Here is a 16,954-nt window from a genome sequence, read left to right on the forward strand (position 1 = left end):
TAGCCACCACGTAGGATCCGGGGGTGGTGAATTCGCGGAGTAGACGTCCGCCGCGTGCGGATGAACGTGAGACGGTGCTCGCGTTCCTGCAGTGGCATCGGGAGACCCTCGAGCTCAAGTGCGCCGATCTGCAGCCGGAGCAGCTGGCGGAGCACGCGGTACGGCGTTCGGGGTTGTCGCTGCTCGGGCTGGTGCGGCACGCCGCCGAGAGTGAACGGTTCTGGTTTCGCCGAGTCATGGCAGGTGAGGAAGCCCCGCCGCTGTTCGCCGACGCGTTCGACGTCACAGGTGCCGATGCGGCGATGGTCGATCAGGCTTGGGATGCGTGGCGGTCCGAGATCGACTTCGCGAACAAGTTCGTCGAGGCGGCGCCGGATCTCGACGTCATCGGAGACGAGCCCGGTGAGGGTCCCGTCTCACTGCGCTGGGTGCTGATGCACCTGCTCGAGGAGTACGCGCGGCACAACGGTCACGCCGACCTGCTCCGCGAGCAGCTCGACGGCGCAGTCGGGCTCTGAGAGGGCGCTCAGGACTCGATCAGGCGCAGGGCTTCGGTGACGGAGTTGGTGACCGGGAGGCCGGTGGTCTCCAACGCCGTGCGCGTCATGGCGCCGGTGGTGACGAGGATGCACTGCGTGCCGGCAGCTGCGGCGGCGTTGGCGTCGTCGACGACATCGCCGATCAGGACGACGTCTGCCGGGTCCAGGCTCTGAGCCTCCAGATGGCGGATCAGGCTCTCGGCCTTCGAACCGCCACCGACGTCGCCGACCAGGCCGTCGACCCGGCTGAAGTACTGCGTCAGCCCGAACTGGTCGATCGTCGGCGTGAGCCGTGCGTGGAACCACATCGACAGCAAGGACTGGGTCCGCCCGCTCTCGCCCCACAGCCGTAGCTCGTCGGGGACTCCCGTCGCCAGGCCACACGTGTGCAACAGAGCGTCGTACCGCTCGTGGTAGAGCTTGTCGACGCGGGCCCACTCCTCGTCGTCGAGAGCGCGCTGGAGGATCTGCTCGTACGAGACCCGCATCGGCCGTGCGTAGACCGCCTGCCACTCGGGCCAGGTCAGATCCGCCCGGCCGAACTCGACGCAGACCGCGTTGACCGCGGCCAGTACGGCGTTGTTGTCGTCGAGCAGAGTGCCGTTCCAGTCCCACACGACATGCGAAATCCTCACCCGCGCAACTGTACGTACTCCGCCGGGCATCACCCGGAGGTGGGCCAGATGGAGGACAGGTGGTGGACGGTGAGCGACGTCAGCTTCAAGGGAGCCGTGGTGGTCAACTGCAACCCGTTGCCCGTCGAGGTCGTGTCGAAGTCGACGTTGTAGCAGGCGTAGTAGGCGCCGTCGGCGGCGAAGATCGCGAGCTGGCCGCGATCGACCAGGAGACGGACGGCGAGTGCGCCGTCGTCGGCCGGCGACAGCGGCACTCCGTCCAGCGTTCCGGCTCCGACGTCGTAGATGACCTCACGCGCGGACGACCCGTCGGCACCGGTCCGCAGCCGGAGGGCGAACGAACCATCCACGGCACCGGACAGATCAAAGGTTGCCTCGAGCTCGTAACTCGTGGCGTCCACGTCGGTCAGGAGCGGGGCTCCGGGCGTGACGAGTTGAGCCTCGTACGACGTCGTCGACCGGCGCAGCGACGCGATCTCGTCGACCGGCAGACTGAACACGCGAGGACCGTCCGGAGTCGCGACCAATCGCTGCTGCACCGGGAAGCTCGCGTTGCCGGTCCAGACCGAGCCACGATTCAGGCCCTGCCAAGCCATCGTCACCACCCGGTCGTCCGGCAGGTTGTCGAACGACTGAGCCGCGTAGTAGTGACCACCCGCACCGCCGGGGTTCACGGTGATCGTGCACGGCTCCGTCCACTCCGTCCGGAACTCGCGCCCGTCGAAGTCGCCGACGACGTACGATCCGCGGCCGTCACGCAGTACCCAGGTCACGACGCCGTCCAGCATCATCGGCGTGAAGTCCGGGCACTCGAACAACCAGTCGGCGACGTACCGGTCGGTCCGCTCCCAGGTGCGCAGATCGGGTGAGACGAAGAAGTCCGCGCCGTTGCCGTTGTCGTCGGACCACACGACCATCGCCCAGGTCTGGCTCGGCTCATTCCAGACGACCTTCGGATCCCGGCTCTCGTGACCGCTCGGCTGCGCGATCACCCGGCCGTCGTCGTACGCCGTGAACGTCATGCCGCCGTCGAGGCTGTAGAACATCCGGACACCCTGCGTCCCGGTGAAGACCGCGATCGGATCGTGGTCCCCGTCCTTCAGCCCGGACGTGTTCCGTACGTCGACCACGCCGCCGCCCGACCACAGCTCACCCGGATGCACGGCAGGATCGAGCGCGATCGGCTGCTGCTCCCAATGGACCATGTCGGGGCTGGTCGCATGACCCCAGTGCATGGTGTCCCAGACGAGGCTGTTCGGCGCGTGCTGGAAGTAGAAGTGGAAGGTGCCGCGGTAGTGCAGCATCCCGTTCGGGTCGTTCATCCACCCACGCCGGGGACTGAAGTGAAACTGGCCACGGTTGCTCTCGTGGTACTCGGTCACAGGCGACCCTTCCGACTCAGGACACTAGCGAGGACGACGATGCTCACGCGACGGTAGTCGGTCATCGGCCCGCCTGGGCCAGGAGGCCCGTGACGAAGGCTCGGAGTGCTGGTTCGTAGTTGTCCTCGGCGGCGAGAGCGGACCACTTGTTCGCGACGCTGGCGAGGTGCGGCAGTTGGGTCGCGTTCAGGTTGGCCAGGAGCGTGCGGTCGAGGGGCTGGCCGTCGTCTCCTCGCACGTGGGCCGAGTGGGCGCGGACCAGGATCTCGCCGGCCGTGTAGTACCAGATGCTGCGGAACACGTGGACGGCTTGCTCGGGTGTGCAGCCCGCGTCCACGGCGGCGGCCAGGACGAGTTCGACGATCCACCGGGCCGAGTCGTCCAGACGGCCGAGGAAGCCGTCGACCGTGAGGACCTCCAAGGCCCACGGCCAGGCGGCGAGGACGTCGTGCATCGTCGTGGCGGAGACGACGATGCGCTCGGCCGGATCGCTCGGCAGGTCGGGCTGCGGAACCTTGCCGACGTACTCGTTGAGCAGGAGAAGCAGGAGATCCTCCTTGTCCCGCACATGGTGGTACAGGGTTGTCGGCCCGATCCCGAGCTCGGCGGCGAGCCGCCGGACCGTCAGCTTCTCCCAGCCGTCCCGGTCGATCAACTGACGGGCCGCGGCCAGGATCTGGGCGCGCGACGTGACCGGTGGCCGGCCGGTCCGGCCGTTCGCGAATGTGGGTCGAGGCACCGACCCATCATGCAATGAGATCGACAACCGCCGAGCCGCGGTGCTACTTTCGGAACATGTTCCTAAAGTCGCCAACCGCGCAGACGCGGCCTGCGCTCACGCTCGCCGCGGTGGCTGTCGTGCAGTTCATGGTGTCGCTGGACCTGTCGGTCGTGAACGTCGGTCTTCCGCAGATCGCCGACGGCCTCGGGTTCAGTGCCGTCAACCTGGCGTGGGTGATCCACGCCTACGCCCTCACCTTCGGCGGACTGCTCTTGCTGGGAGGCAAGGCCGCCGACCGCTACGGCCGGCAACGCGTCCTGCTGTTCGGCCTCACCCTCTTCGGTCTCGCCTCCCTCGCCGGTGGGTTCGCGCAGGAGCCGGGTCAACTGATCGCCGCACGCGCCGCGCAAGGCATCGGTGCCGCGACCCTGGCGCCGTCCGCGCTCGCGCTGCTCACCGCGACGTTCCCGAGCGGCAGGCCGCGGGTCAAGGCGTTCGGGATCTGGAGTGCGATGAACGCCGCCGGTGGCGCGTTCGGCGTCCTGATCGGGGGCCTGCTGACCCAGTACGTCAGCTGGCGCTGGGTGATGTTCGTCAACGTACCGATGGTGGTCGTCGCGTTCGCCATGGCCTGGCGGGTCAGGACGGCGCAGCAAATCGCTCGTGGTGGTCGTCCCGACGTACTCGGTGGTGTGCTCGCGACGGCGGGCATGGTCACGCTCGTCTTCGGTGTCGTCCGGACCGATCGGCACCCGTGGACCTCGCCGACCACTGTGACCACGCTGGCGATTGCGGTCGTCCTGCTGGCCGGTTTCATCGCGGTCGAGCGGACCACTCGTCGCGAGCCGCTGATCCGGCTCGGCCTGTTCTCCCATCGCTCGGTCAGTGGTGCGAATGCCTTCAACCTGCTGGTCGGCGCGGCGATGGCCTCGTCCTTCTACTTCATGTCCCTGTATCTCCAGCAGGTGCTCGGACACGGACCGGCCGCGAGTGGGGCGATGTTCTTGCCCTTCGCGCTGGGAGTGGTCGTCGGTTCAGTGCTTGCCATCAAGCTCGGCTACCGGTTCGCCGCCCGGAACCTACTCGTCGCCGGAGCGTTGCTGACCGCGGCCGGATTCGCCTGGTTCGGACAGATCAGCGCGGACGGCTCGTTCCTGACCGACGTACTAGGTCCGTCGATCATTGCGAGTGTCGGCTTCGGGCTCTGCCTCGCCCCGCTGGTCTCGACCGCGACTGTGGGCGTCGATCCCGGGGAGCTGGGTACGGCGTCCGGCCTGCTGAACAGCTCGCGTCAGATCGGTGCCTCGCTCGGACTGGCTGCACTCGGCACGGCTGCCCACGACCGCACCGGCTCGATCGTCACGCCGGAGACTCTCAACGCTGGTTATGGCCTGGGTCTGACCCTCTGTGCCGCGCTCCTCGTCGGTGCCGTTGTCATCTTGCTGGCGGTCTTGCGCCGGACCAGTACGGCGACCGCGTTGGAGCACGACGTACCGTAAATCGTCGATGGCTACTGCTGAACTCGTCGTACTCCGCCCCGTGGCGGTCGGGGCTGGCGCGACCGCCTTCGGTTGCATGATCGCCGCGGCGCCGGTCCCGGCCGGCGCCGCCTTCGCCGGCTACGTGGCGGCCGCGCTGGTCGTGATGGTCGGCTGGATGCGCAACCGCCCGGGTCACCGCGCCTTCGGTGTCGCGAACGCGCTGACGCTGGCCCGCCTGGTCGCGGCCGTGGCTGTGCCGGCACTCCGAGCGCCGCTGCCGTTCAGTCAGGTACGTCGAGTGATCGGGCTCGGTCAGGCGATCATCCTGGTGCTCTGCGTCCTGCTGGCCACGGTCACTTCCGGCAGTTGGCTCGCACTCCTTCCTGCCATCGCCCTGCTGTCACTCGTCTGGTCCTTCGGCCGCGACGCCTGGGGACAACTCGTCAGCGCGAGACGCTGATCCCATCGATCAGGAAGCTCGTCGCGGCCGCGTCATCCTCGGTGCTGGTCCACTGCAGCGTCACGGTCCGGCCGCGGTACGGCGTGAGGTCCACGGACTGACCGACGTACTTCGGACCGCTCTGAGCAGCTGTGTAAGTGCGGACCGGATGGCCGTCGACGGTCACTCGGAGGACGTCGTGGTTCGAGATGTCGTTACTGTCGATCCGCAGCGCGAACCGCAGGCTGGGCCGGCCGATGAGGGGGACGGTGATGCGCTGGCTCAGCGAGTCGGTGTGGGTGGTTCCGTAACCGCCGAGCCACGCGTAGCCCAAACCGTCGTCGGCGTACTGACCATCCGCGCGGAGGACGTCCGCGGTCTGCGACCAGCCGCCGAGGCCGGACTCGAGGTCGCCGTTGGAGACGCCGCGCGAACCCTCGCGGGTGCTGACCACCCAGTTGATCACGGTGTTGCCGTGGGCACCGGTCGAGTCGGTCGCGGTCACGGTGACCGAGTGGGTCTGTGGCTGAGTCGGACGGCCGTAGATGATGCCGGTGGTGGCGTTGATGCGCAGGCCCGGCGGCAGATCCGTCGCGGCGAAATGGACCATCCGGTGGCCGGAATCGGTCGCCCGGACCGGGAGCAGGACGAGGTCACCGACGGCGCTGAACTGCTGAGTCGGTGTGCTCACCGTGATCCGGTTCGACTTCGCCGGTGACGTGAGTGCCTGGGTGCCGATCGGTGTACCCAGGCCGGTCGGGCCGTCCCAGCCGGCCTGCGCAGTACACAGCGGAGCTTGCGCGCACTCGCCGTTGTTGCCTTTGACGACATCGTTGAGATTGCCGGTCCGGGCGTACGGGTAGCTGGCCGGGGACGAGGCGGGTGCCGGGTCGCCGGCGAGGGCGTACGTCGCGGCGATGATCGGGGCAGCCGCGCTGGTTCCGCCGTACACGGCCCAGCCTTCGCCGCCGGTGGTCTGGTAGACCGCTACGCCGTTCGACGGGTCGGCGATCGCGGAGACGTCCGCAACCGCACGCTTCGGGCAGACCGCCGCCGGGATGACGGACTGCCAGGCGGGCTTGGTCACCTCGGCGGAGCAGCCCGAGCCGGTGCCGTCGCCGGGGAAGCTGTTCCACACCGTCTCGCTCCAGCCGCGGGGCGAGTCGTCCTTGACCAGCGTCGTACCGCCGACTGCTGTGGTCGACGCCGAGCTCGCGGGGTACGACGTACCTGCCTCGTAGTCGCTGTCCCCGGTCGAGGCCGCGTACACGACGCCGTGCGGACGGAAGTACTCCCGGTCGAGGTCTGCGAGGTTGCCGGTCTCGGATCCGCCCCAGCTCAGTGAGACGAACTTCGCGCCGAGCTGCCCGGCGGTCCGGACCCCGGCCAGCAGGTCGTCGGTCGGCGAGTTCGCCTCGATCAGTGTGATCGCGCACTGCGGGCAGACCGCGGACACCATGTCGAGGTCGAGCGAGATCTCACCGGCCCACGAGCGCGACGGTGCCGGCAGCGGGCTCGGTCGGCCGTCCTGGTTGAGCTTCTGGAAGCAACCGTTCGCGGTCGTGCAGGGCGGCAGCCCGTACTGCTGCCGGTAGACAGCGAGGTCGGATTCCGCCGTCGGGCTGTCGTACGCGTCGACGATGTAGACCCGCTGCCCCTGACCGGCGTTCGTCGGCAAGCGGTACGCCGACTGGAGGTCGCCGGGACTGTAGCCGGCCGGCGTCTCGGTCGCCGAGCGCGAACGGAAGCCGAGGTCCGTACGTCGTTGCGCGAAGCACCTGAAGCTCCCCGGCTCCACCTTCCGGTCGCAGTTGGCTTCGACCTTCGGCGCCTCCTGCACATCCTTGCTGGTCACAGTCTTCGCTGCGGGCGCCGAGGCCAGCTCCCACGTCTGTCCGGCGTCGCGGGTCACCCAGAGCCGAGACTGCTGGCCGTAGATCGCCTGCGCCTCGATCATCCAGGCGGTGGTCGGGTTCTGGAAGACCAGACTGTGCAGGACCTCACCGCCGTTCTCGAGCCAGGTGGTGTCGAGTCGCCATGACTTCGACAGGGCCGGGCGGTTGTACACCTGACTGGCGGTGAGAGTCGGCACCATCACGGCGCCGTCGGGCGCGACGGTGAGCTCGTCGGCCAGGCCACGGTCACCGGGAAGTTCGTCGTACCGGAAGGTCCTGCCACCGTCACCGGAGGACATCAGCGTCTTCACCGAGTGGCCCTGGCCGTAGTACGCCATGCACAGCACGAAGACGCGGTCGGCTCCGTTGGCGGTGAAGCCGGTGATCGTCGCCTCGTCCTGGTCCGCGCAGGTGGCCGGGCCGGTCGCTCGGACCTTGCCCTGCCGCAGGGTGGTCAGCCGTCCGGCCACCCCGGCGCCGGCAGAAGCCAGCAGGTAGACCGTGGAGCCGTTCGCCGCGAGCCAGGTGTGGTCACCCGCCGCTACCGGTACGTCGATCCGCTGCCAGCCGGTCGTCTTCCCGGCCGGCGCCCGCCAGACGTTGAGCGGCCGGTCGTCGCAGACACCGCTACCGATCGGGCAGCCGCTGGTGACGACGTACGTCCCGTCGGCCGAGGCGAGGAACTGAACCACTCTCGCGTCGCCGCCGGGTACGGCGACCTTGGTCCAGGTCCGGCCGCCGTCCTTGGTGTTCTCGAGGTACGGGTCGTAGGCCCACCCGTTCTTGCGGTCCAGGAACTGCAGGCTGGTGATGCCGGGCTCGCCGCTGCGGGCCAGCTCGTTGTGGGTATGTCCCACTGTGGTCCAGGTCTTGCCGCCGTCATGGGTGGCCTGCACCTCGGCCGGGCAGGTCGCCGTACCGCAGTCGACGCCGCCGAGCAGGTAGCCGTCGGTCGGGGTCGGCCACACGATCGCCTGGGGCGCGAACGCCGGCTCGGTCCCTTCCTCGGTCACGGCTGCTTGCGCGGTCGCTCCGATCCCGAGGAGAAGTGCAGTGACAAGTGCCCCGATCAGGGCGATCGCGGAACGACCGGCAGGCAGACGCACTGTTCACTCCTCGGACGACGACAGTTTCCTGCGACACGCTAAGCCTTGACTCGGCCGCCAGGGCGCCGGATCCGGCCATCTGCCCAAACCGGCCAACGTAGGCTCGGCCTGTGGCCGATTGGGAAGCGGTGGGGCTGTCCGCGTTCGACGCACAGGTGTATCGGCAGTTGCTGCGAGATCCGGGCGTCCCGGTGCGGCAACTAGGGGAGTCTCTGGAGCTGCCGCCGGCAACTGTCGAGGAGGCTGTCGCCCGGCTGGCCGAGGCGGGGCTGGTGCGCAGCGGCTCAGAGGCAGCGCCGGCGCCGGTCGATCCTCGGTCCGGGCTCGGCATGCTCGTCCGGGAACGCCGGGCGGCGCTGGACGGCGTGGCGGCGATGACCGACCAGTTGGCGCGCGAGTTCAGCGCCGGGCAGTTGCAGGCGGAGCCGAGCCGCCTGATCGAGATCGCCGTCGGGCGGGACGCGATCGAGGCGCGCATCGACGACATGTTGCGTGGGGCAACCGTGCAGGCGGTCGGCACCGACACCCCGCCGTACGTCGCGGACGGTAGCCATCAGGTGTCCAGTGCGGAGCTGGCGTTGCTGGAGCGTGGTGTGAAGTTCCGCGCGATCTATGCGGCCGAGGTGTTGGACCATCCCGGCTGGGTCGCCCGGTTGAGGTCGATGGCCGAGCGGGGTGAGCAGTCCAGGGTGCTTCCGCAGGTGCCGGTGAAGCTGCTGATCGTGGACGGGACGACTGCGATCCTGCCGCTCGCCGGCGACGGACCGTCGCGGCCGGGCCAGGCGCGGGCGGTGGTGGTCACCGATTCGGCGCTGACGAGCGCACTCCAGGTCCTGTTCGACCAGTTGTGGGGACAGGCCACGCCGTTGCGGCTGACGGAGTCCGCCGGAGCTGATCCGGTCACGACCCTGATCAACCTGCTCGCGAGCGGGATGAAGGACGAGGCGATCGCGCGGCAGTTGGGCGTCAGTGGGCGGACCCTACGGCGGCGGATCTCCCAGGTCCAGGATCAGCTCGGCGCCACCAGCCGGTTCCAGGCCGGTTTGCAAGCCGGCCGCAACGGCTGGCACTGACCCTCAGTTGCGGACGTGCACCTTCTCCGCGGTGATGCGGATGACGATCCGGATCATTTCCGGCGGCAGATCGGCGAACGCCTTGCCGGCGCCTTCGCCCTGGTACTTCTCGGCGAGTCGCTGGGCGAGTTCGCGGTCGACGTCGGCCGAAACGGCCGCGGTGCCGCGGATCTCGACGTACCGCAGCGGCTCGTCCTTGTCGATGACGATCACGCTCACCCGCGGATCCCGCCGCACGTTCCGGTCCTTCTTGCGGCCTTGTCCGGTCGAGATCAGTACGTCGTCACCATCCCGCCCGACCCACACCACCGACGTCTGCGGACTCCCATCCGCGTTCGTCGTGGCCAGCACCGCCGGATTGTCCCCATCGATCAACGCCTGCGCGATCTCGTTCAGTTCCATGGCCCCACCCTAAGGACAGAATCGGTGCAATGAAGGCGGTTGAGGTTGGTGGGGTTCGGATCGTGTACGACCAGGTGGGGCGTGGGCCGGCTGTGGTGTTCTCGCATGCCGGGATCGCGGATCGGCGGATGTGGAAGCACCAGGTGGAGCGGTTTTCGGCCACCCATCGGGTGATCACGTACGACTGGCGTGGTTATGGCGAATCCGGTGAGGCTGAGGGCTCGTTCGCGCCGTACAGGGATCTGCTCGGGCTGATGGACGCGTTGGATGTGGAGGAGGCGACCCTGGTCGGCTCGTCGATGGGTGGGTCGTATTCGCTCGAGGTCGCGCTGGCTGAACCGTCGCGCGTCACGGGGCTGGCGTTGATCTGTTCGGGGCTGTCCGGTCATGTGTGGCCGGAGGAGATGAATGAGTATGTGAAAGCTCATGTCCGCTCGTCGGTCCCGGCTGAGCGCCTCGCCAGGTATCGCGGTGGACGGAACGAGTACGTCGATCCTGCCGAGGTCGACGCGATGGCTCGGGCGCAGGCCGAGTTCATCGTGGCCGGGCCGAAGCGGCCGTCGTCCGCTGTCGACCCGCAGGTGTGGGAGTTGGCGCTGACGATGCTGCGGGGTGTGTTCGAGCGGAGCTGGCGTGGCCCGGTGATCACAGAGCTGACCCTCGACCCTCCGCCGGTTGAGCGGCTGGCTGAGATCCAGGTGCCGACCGTCGTGATCAACGGCTTGGAAGACCCGCCGTGGGTCCAGGCTGTCTCGGATCTGATCAGTGATCGAATCCCTGGCGCACGACGTATCGACCTCGCCGACACCGGTCACCTGCCTCCGCTCGAGCGCCCCGATCAGATCAATCAGATCCTCCAGGATCTGCTGCGCCAGTGATGGTTCGCGCCACGAACTGCTGTGGGCGCGAATGCTATCTTGGCAGCGTGGCGAAGAATGAGGACGGCAAGATCGGAGTGGTGGCCGGACTCGTCCGGTCGGCGTTCCTGGTGAATGCGGTGTACGCCGAGGCGAGTCGTGAACGCGGCCTCACCCCGCAGCAGGGGCAACTGCTCTGCGTCCTGATGGCCCAGCCGTACGGGATGGGGGAGCTGGGCACGATGCTCGGCCTGGCCAAGTCCAGCATGACCGGCCTCGTCGACCGCACCGTGCGCAACGGCCTGGTACGCCGCGAGCCGGATCCACGTGACACCAGGGCCGTCCGCGTCGCGCTCACCCCGCGCGGACAGGACGTCGCGGAGGAGTTCTACGCCGAGACCTGCCGCCGGATCGACCGGTTGCCGGACGGTCTGAGCGCCGCGGAGCGCGAGACGCTCGCCTGCCTGCTCGGCCGCGTCGTGCTGGACAACGAGGTCCCGGTGGTCTTCATGGAGCAAGCCTGAATTTCTGGACGATGGGTTGCAGTTCGTAGTACGAACTAATATGGTTCGTACTACGAACAAGTTCGATGCGTCCAGGCATCGGCCGTCACGTGAGGAAAACCCATCATGTCCGATCTCATTGCTGTCACCGGCGCGACCGGCGCGCTCGGCACTCTGATCATTGATCAACTGCTCGCCCGCGTCCCGGCCGAGCGCATCGTCGCCATCGCCAGGAACCCGGCCAAGGCGGCCGCACTGGAGGCGAAGAGAGTCCAGGTCCGGATCGCCGACCACGACGACCGTGCGGCGGTCGACGCCGCCCTCGACGGTGTCGACGTTGCGCTGCTGGTCTCGGGGAACGAGTTCGGCAAGCGGATGATCCAGCACGAGAACGTGATCCGTGCGGCCCAGCAGGCCGGTGTCTCCCGGATCGTCTACACGAGCGCGGCCCACGCCGACACCAGCCCGACGTTCATCGTGACCGAGCACAAGGCCACCGAGCAGTTGATCCGCGAGTCCGGCCTGACCTACACGATGCTGCGGATGAACTCGTACCACGAGAACTACGTCCCGTTCCTGACCTCGGCGCCGGAGACCGGCGTGATGATCGGCAGCGTGCATGAGGGCCGGGTGGCCAGCGCCGATCACCTCGACTACGCCGAGGCGACCGCGGTCGTGCTGACCACCGACGGCCACGACAATGCGGCGTACGAGCTGGCCGGCGACACGGCGTGGACCTATCCGGAGCTGGCGGCCGCGATCGCAGAGGTGAGTGGCAAGCCTGTTGTCTATCAGGACCTGTCTTCAGAGGAGCACGCTGAGGCGTTGCGAGCCAACGGTGTCGACGAGCAGACCGTCAGTTTCCTTGTCCAGCTGGACAGGGACGTCTCCAACGGCGTGTCAGCGGACGCGACCGGTGAGTTGCACAAGCTGATCGGCCGGCCCACCATCTCGCTGGTCGACGGTCTGCGTGCCATCGCCGCCCGGTCGTGAGCACTGGTTGCCGCAGGCAAAGGGACGGACTGCGAGTTGACCGCTGGTCTCACCTAGGGTCGTTGCCATGAAGCGAGCGATTGTGTGGGTCCTGTCGTTGGCCGGCCTGGCTACCGTTCTGTGGTTGCTGCTCGGCGCACCCGACTCCGGTAGCGGGAACACCGTGCCCAGTCTCGGCGGTGGGCCGCGGACCGAATGCAAGTCGGTGCTGCGGACGGGCTATCCCTATCGCGGTGAGTCCGATCCGACCGCGATCGAGAACTGCGAGACCGGCCAGGTGAACCGGTTGGCGTGGGCGGTGCTGATCTCCCTGCCGACCGCCGTGCTGACCTCGATCGCCGTCCGTCGCTGGAATTCGTAGCCGGCCGCCCGGCCAGTTCTGGCCGTGGCCAGATTCGGCCACCGAGCATGCTGGACACCCTCACGCCGCGCTGGCAAAACTGCTGGACGTCGTGCCGGGACGGTGAGGATTCCGGGGCGCACCATCCTGGGGAGGGTTCCGCATGCACCCTGTGGTCTCTGGATCCGGACGACGCCGAACCGTGTTCGGCGTCGTCCTGGCCATGCTGGCCGGGCTGCTGATGTTGCCGGCCGGGACGGCGGCAGCCGCACCACCTCCGGTGCCCTGGCAGGACAAGGTGTCGTCCAGTCTGCGGGCCGGCCTGGTCGCCGGGAAGGCGAGCGACTTCATGGTCCGGTTCGCCGATCGTGCCGATCTGAGCAAGGCGGCCACGATCAAGGACTGGAAGCAGCGTGGCGAGTACGTCGTCCAGCAGCTGCAACAGGCGGCCGCAACGGGACAGCGCGAGGCCCGTGCAGCGCTCGATGCCGCTGGCAACGACTACACTCCGTTCTGGATCACCGACGCCATCTTGGTCAGGGGTGGATCCGCGGCGCTGGCGCAGTCGCTCGCAGTACGGCCCGAGGTCGTGGGAGTGCAGGAGGCTCCGACGTACGAACTGACCGAACCGGCGCCGGCCGCCGAGACGAAGGCGGCGAGGGCGGCCGCGGTCGAGTGGGGCCTGGCGGACATCCAGGCGGACAAGGTCTGGTCGGAACTGGACGATCGTGGCCAGGGCATCGTCGTCGGCAGCATCGACACCGGCGTCCAGTTCGATCACCCGGCGCTGGTGGACTCCTACCGCGGCACGGTCGGCCAGGGGGTCTTCGACCACAACTACAACTGGTTCGATCCGTCCCAGGTCTGCCCCTCGGCCGTACCCTGCGACAACATCTGGCACGGCACTCACACGATGGGCACGATGGTCGGCGGGGACGGACCGCGCGGGAAGATCGGCGTCGCGCCGGCCGCGCGGTGGATTGCCGCGAAGGGCTGCGAGGACGAGGAGCGAGGGTGCTCTCTGAGCGGGCTGCTCGCCTCCGGCCAGTGGATGCTCGCCCCGACCGACCTGTCCGGCGCCAACCCGCGAGCCGACCTGCGGCCGAACGTCCTCAACAACTCGTGGGGAGACGACAACCGCGGCGTCGAGGACCCGTTCTACGACGACGTGATCGCGGCGTGGAACGCGTCCGGCATCTTCGCGGTCTTCTCGAACGGCAACGACGGCCGGGCCGGCTGTGACACCACCGGCTCGCCGGCCGACGGCGGATCGACGTACGCGGTCGGCGCGTACGACGAGACCGATGCGATCGCCGACTTCTCCGGTCGTGGACCGGGTGGGTCCGGCCGGGTCAAGCCGGACATCGCCGCCCCTGGTGTCGCCGTCGGTTCGTCGGTTCCGGGTGGCGCCTTCGGCACCGGCAACGGTACGTCGATGGCCTCGCCGCACGTCTCGGGCACGGTCGTTCTGATGTGGTCGGCGGCGCCGTCCCTGATCGGTGACATCGACGGCACGCGTGAGCTGCTGAACCAGACCGCGACGGACACCGGCGACCTGTCCTGCGGCGGCACTGTCCAGCGGAACAACACCTTCGGAGAGGGCCGCCTGAACGCGCTGGCCGCGGTCACGGCGTCGCCGCGTGGCGACACCGGCACGCTGGCCGGACGGATCACGGACAGCGCCGGGAAGCCCGTGGCCGACGCGACGGTGGCCGCCACCGCCGCGGCGTACGAGCGGCGGACGACGACCGCGGCCGACGGCACCTTCGAGATCCGGGTGAGCACCGGGACGTACCACCTCGCGGTCTCGGCCTTCGGGTTCGAGAACGCGACCGCGGACGATGTCGTGGTGACGAAGGACCAGCGGGCGGTGCGCGATGTCTCGCTCACCCAGGTGCCGATGGCAACGGTTCGCGGCAGGGTGACCGACGGCTCCGGCCACGGCTGGCCGCTGTACGCCACCCTGACGGTCGCCGGCACGCCGCTCGCGCCGATCCACACCTCACCGGTGGACGGTTCGTACAGTGTCCGGTTGCCGGTCGGATCGACGTACCGGATCGAGCTGGATCCGGATCCGGCCGGCTACCAGTTGATGACCCGCAAGGTCGTCGTCCAGGGCGATCAGTCGGTGGACTTCGCCGTACCTGTGATCGCGGCGCCCTGTACGGCGCCCGGCTACCACAGCGAACACCAGGGCCTCGGCGAATCCTTCGACGGTACGTCGATCCCGGCCGGCTGGACGCAGGAGACGGTCATCGGCGACGGCTGGGAGTTCGACGACCCGGGACAGAACACGAACCTGACCGGCGGATCCGGTGCCTTCGCGAGCATCGACAGCGGCTCGGGGAAGCGGCTGGAGGACTCGCGGCTGATCTCGCCCGGCGTCGACCTGAGCGCGCAGGACCATCCGGTGATCGCGTTCCGGACGGACGTCCTCGGCAGTTGGGCCGCGGTCGAGGTCGACCTGTCCGTCGACGACGGGGCGACCTGGACCAATGTGTGGCACCAGAACGGGAGCCTGCGCGGCCCGCGGCCGATCGAGGTGCCGATCCCCGCGGCCGCCGGGCACGACAAGGTCCGGGCCCGGTTTCGCTACAGCACCGAGGTCGCCGGCAACGGGTGGCTGCAGATCGACGACGTGGTGATCGGGACGACCAAGTGCGCTCCGGTCGCGGGCGGTCTCGTCCTCGGCAACGTGACGGATGACAGGTTCGGCCGGGCGGTCGACGATGCGACCGTGCAGAGTCTCTCCCGGCCCGCCGACTTAGCGACCGCAGGACCGACGCCGGCTGATCCGAACCTCGGTGACGGCTTCTACTGGATGTTCGCACCGGCCGGTCGGCAGCGGTTCAGTGCGCAGTACGACGCCGGGCAGTACGAGGCCAGGACGCGGACTGTCGACGTACGACCGGACACGGTGACCCGGGCCGACTTCGCGCTCGGCCTGGCCGAACTGACGGTAACCGCGAACGATCTGACCCAATCGGTGCGGATCGGGGATCGGCGGACGATCGAGCTGACTGTGAAGAACGTCGGCACCGGTCGGGCGACGTACGAGCTGACGCCGTTCGAGGACAAGCCGGAGACCAAGGCGGCAGCCGTCTCCACTGTTCCGGAGCGGCGGTACCTGAGCCTGGACGACGGCGGCCCGTTGTCGTCGGCCACCGGAGCGGCGGTGTCCCGGACGACGGGTGCGAAGATCGCGCCCTGGCAACAGGAGAGCGATCTCCCGGTGGGTGACTTCGATGCCCTGGCCGCGTACCACGACGGGAAGCTGTACAAGGTCGGCGGCGTCGCCGACCAGAACAACACCGAACAACGCAACTACGTCTACGACCTGAAGACCAAGACCTGGCAGGAGATCGCACGGACCACCAATCCGCTGGAGCGGGCTTCCGGTGGGTTCGTCGGCGACAAGCTGTACGTCGTCGGCGGCTGGCCGCGCGGAGGTGCGCCGGCCACCGGGCTGACGATCTACGACCCCGCCACCGACAAGTGGTCGTCCGGACCGGACGCCCCGATCGGCACGGCCGCAGCCGCATCGGCGGTCCTGGGCGGCAAGCTCTACGTCATCGGTGGGCGCACGAACACCGACGACGTGCACGCAAGCCGAAGTGTGATGGTCTACGACCCGGCCTCGAAGCGTTGGACGCGAGCGGCCGACTATCCGGAGCCGGTGTCCTGGCAGCACTGTGGCGCCATCGGTGCGCGCATCTACTGCGCCGGAGGTCTGGACGACGATGCCGATCATCCGCTCCGGACGGCGTACAGCTACAACCCGGCGACCGACCGCTGGCTGCGCCTGAACGACCTGCCCACATCGGTCTGGGGTGCCGCGTACTCCGCGGCCAACGGTGAACTGCTGCTCTCGGGTGGGACGGTGGCGGGCTACCGAAGCAACCTGGGCTTCGCCTACAGCCCGGCCTCGGACACCTGGAGGTCGTTGCCGAACTCCCAGTTCGCGGTGACCCGGGTGGCCGGTGCGTGCGGATTCTTCAAGGTGGGCGGAGCAGAAGGCATTCTGGGCGCCAAGCCCTACGTCGAGCAGCTAGCCGGCAACGACCAATGCGCGTCCGGTGGCCGGGACGTGCCGTGGCTGAAGGCCGACAAGCCGGCCGGCACTCTCGCACCGGGGCAGTCGACGCGGATCCGGGTCACGCTCGACGCCGGAACGCCTGCGACGAGTCAGCCGCGCGAGGTGAGCGCTCGGCTGCTGCTGATGGAGGACACGCCGTTTCGGAACGCACCGCTGACCGTGACCATGGACGCGGTCGCGCCGCCCAGCTGGGGCCGGATCACCGGCACAGTCACCGGCAAGGATCGGTGCACCGGTCAGACGTCCGCCTTGCCACGAGCAGTTGTGGCGATCGGCACCGGACAGTCCGCGGTGCACCTCGTCGCGGATGACGAGGGACGGTACTCGTACTGGCTGAAGGCGGATGAACACCTCCACGTGAGTGCGACAGCGCCCGGCTGGCTGCCGGCGTCGGAGGTCGTCAGGGTGCGGCCGAAGCAGACGGCCACCGGAGACCTCCGGCTGGCCAAGGCAGGACCGTGCTCGGTCCTGCCGGGCGGGTAGGCGCCGGAC

General features: G+C 68.6%; 14 protein-coding genes. 9 read left to right on the plus strand and 5 right to left on the minus strand.

The features are described 5' to 3' along the window. Nucleotides 1-23 precede the first annotated feature (23 nt). Entirely contained in the window at nucleotides 24-518 is a 495-nt protein-coding gene (locus E0H73_RS29865) for a DinB family protein (RefSeq protein WP_131361928.1), read from the plus strand. An 8-nt stretch (nucleotides 519-526) separates the two neighbouring features. Here E0H73_RS29865 and E0H73_RS29870 read toward each other — a convergent pair whose 3' ends face one another. From E0H73_RS29870 to E0H73_RS29880, 3 genes are all read right to left on the minus strand, one after another. After that, complete coding sequence (locus tag E0H73_RS29870) at nucleotides 527-1,174, minus strand: HAD family hydrolase (RefSeq protein ID WP_238164370.1); 648 nt, start codon at nucleotides 1,172-1,174, stop codon at nucleotides 527-529. 29 nt (nucleotides 1,175-1,203) lie between these two features. After that, entirely contained in the window at nucleotides 1,204-2,556 is a 1,353-nt protein-coding gene (locus tag E0H73_RS29875) for a glycoside hydrolase family 32 protein (RefSeq protein WP_272949160.1), read from the minus strand. Between the two features lie 61 nt (nucleotides 2,557-2,617). After that, a complete protein-coding gene (locus tag E0H73_RS29880) occupies nucleotides 2,618-3,295 on the minus strand; it encodes a TetR/AcrR family transcriptional regulator (RefSeq protein ID WP_131361931.1) in 678 nt (225 codons plus the stop codon). A 56-nt stretch (nucleotides 3,296-3,351) separates the two neighbouring features. On the opposite strand from E0H73_RS29880, the gene E0H73_RS29885 reads away from it, so the two are divergent. Then, complete coding sequence (locus tag E0H73_RS29885) at nucleotides 3,352-4,776, plus strand: MFS transporter (RefSeq protein WP_131361932.1); 1,425 nt, start codon at nucleotides 3,352-3,354, stop codon at nucleotides 4,774-4,776. Between the two features lie 7 nt (nucleotides 4,777-4,783). Then, entirely contained in the window at nucleotides 4,784-5,218 is a 435-nt protein-coding gene (locus E0H73_RS29890; protein ID WP_131361933.1) for a hypothetical protein, read from the plus strand. On the opposite strand, the gene E0H73_RS29895 is transcribed toward E0H73_RS29890, so the two are convergent. Next, on the minus strand, nucleotides 5,202-8,198 hold the full coding sequence (locus tag E0H73_RS29895; protein WP_131361934.1) for a putative Ig domain-containing protein: 2,997 nt from the start codon (nucleotides 8,196-8,198) through the stop codon (nucleotides 5,202-5,204). The genes E0H73_RS29890 and E0H73_RS29895 overlap by 17 nt on opposite strands. Nucleotides 8,199-8,308: 110 nt before the next feature. On the opposite strand from E0H73_RS29895, the gene E0H73_RS29900 reads away from it, so the two are divergent. Next, nucleotides 8,309-9,271, plus strand: coding sequence for a winged helix-turn-helix transcriptional regulator (locus E0H73_RS29900; RefSeq protein ID WP_131361935.1), 963 nt, complete (start codon nucleotides 8,309-8,311; stop codon nucleotides 9,269-9,271). A 3-nt stretch (nucleotides 9,272-9,274) separates the two neighbouring features. On the opposite strand, the gene E0H73_RS29905 is transcribed toward E0H73_RS29900, so the two are convergent. Continuing rightward, entirely contained in the window at nucleotides 9,275-9,673 is a 399-nt protein-coding gene (locus tag E0H73_RS29905; protein WP_131361936.1) for a PPOX class F420-dependent oxidoreductase, read from the minus strand. Nucleotides 9,674-9,702: 29 nt separating this feature from the next. Here E0H73_RS29905 and E0H73_RS29910 point away from each other — a divergent pair, with 29 nt between their 5' ends. The 5 genes from E0H73_RS29910 to E0H73_RS29930 all read left to right on the plus strand — a co-directional run bounded on the left by E0H73_RS29910 (nucleotide 9,703) and on the right by E0H73_RS29930 (nucleotide 16,945). After that, nucleotides 9,703-10,551, plus strand: coding sequence for an alpha/beta fold hydrolase (locus tag E0H73_RS29910; protein WP_131361937.1), 849 nt, complete (start codon nucleotides 9,703-9,705; stop codon nucleotides 10,549-10,551). A gap of 47 nt (nucleotides 10,552-10,598) precedes the next feature. Continuing rightward, nucleotides 10,599-11,054 (plus strand): MarR family winged helix-turn-helix transcriptional regulator, encoded by a 456-nt coding sequence (locus E0H73_RS29915; RefSeq protein ID WP_131361938.1) that lies wholly within the window; start codon nucleotides 10,599-10,601, stop codon nucleotides 11,052-11,054. A gap of 105 nt (nucleotides 11,055-11,159) precedes the next feature. Next, on the plus strand, nucleotides 11,160-12,026 hold the full coding sequence (locus E0H73_RS29920; protein ID WP_131361939.1) for an SDR family oxidoreductase: 867 nt from the start codon (nucleotides 11,160-11,162) through the stop codon (nucleotides 12,024-12,026). Nucleotides 12,027-12,093: 67 nt separating this feature from the next. Beyond that, the gene (locus tag E0H73_RS29925; protein ID WP_131361940.1) at nucleotides 12,094-12,387 is read left to right on the plus strand and encodes a hypothetical protein; all 294 of its coding nucleotides are present in this window, start codon (nucleotides 12,094-12,096) and stop codon (nucleotides 12,385-12,387) included. A gap of 142 nt (nucleotides 12,388-12,529) precedes the next feature. After that, nucleotides 12,530-16,945: a S8 family serine peptidase gene (locus E0H73_RS29930; RefSeq protein ID WP_131361941.1), complete on the plus strand. Its 4,416-nt coding sequence runs from the start codon at nucleotides 12,530-12,532 to the stop codon at nucleotides 16,943-16,945. Nucleotides 16,946-16,954 lie beyond the last annotated feature (9 nt).

It is taken from the genome of Kribbella pittospori, from assembly GCF_004331465.1.
Lineage (GTDB): Bacteria > Actinomycetota > Actinomycetes > Propionibacteriales > Kribbellaceae > Kribbella > Kribbella pittospori.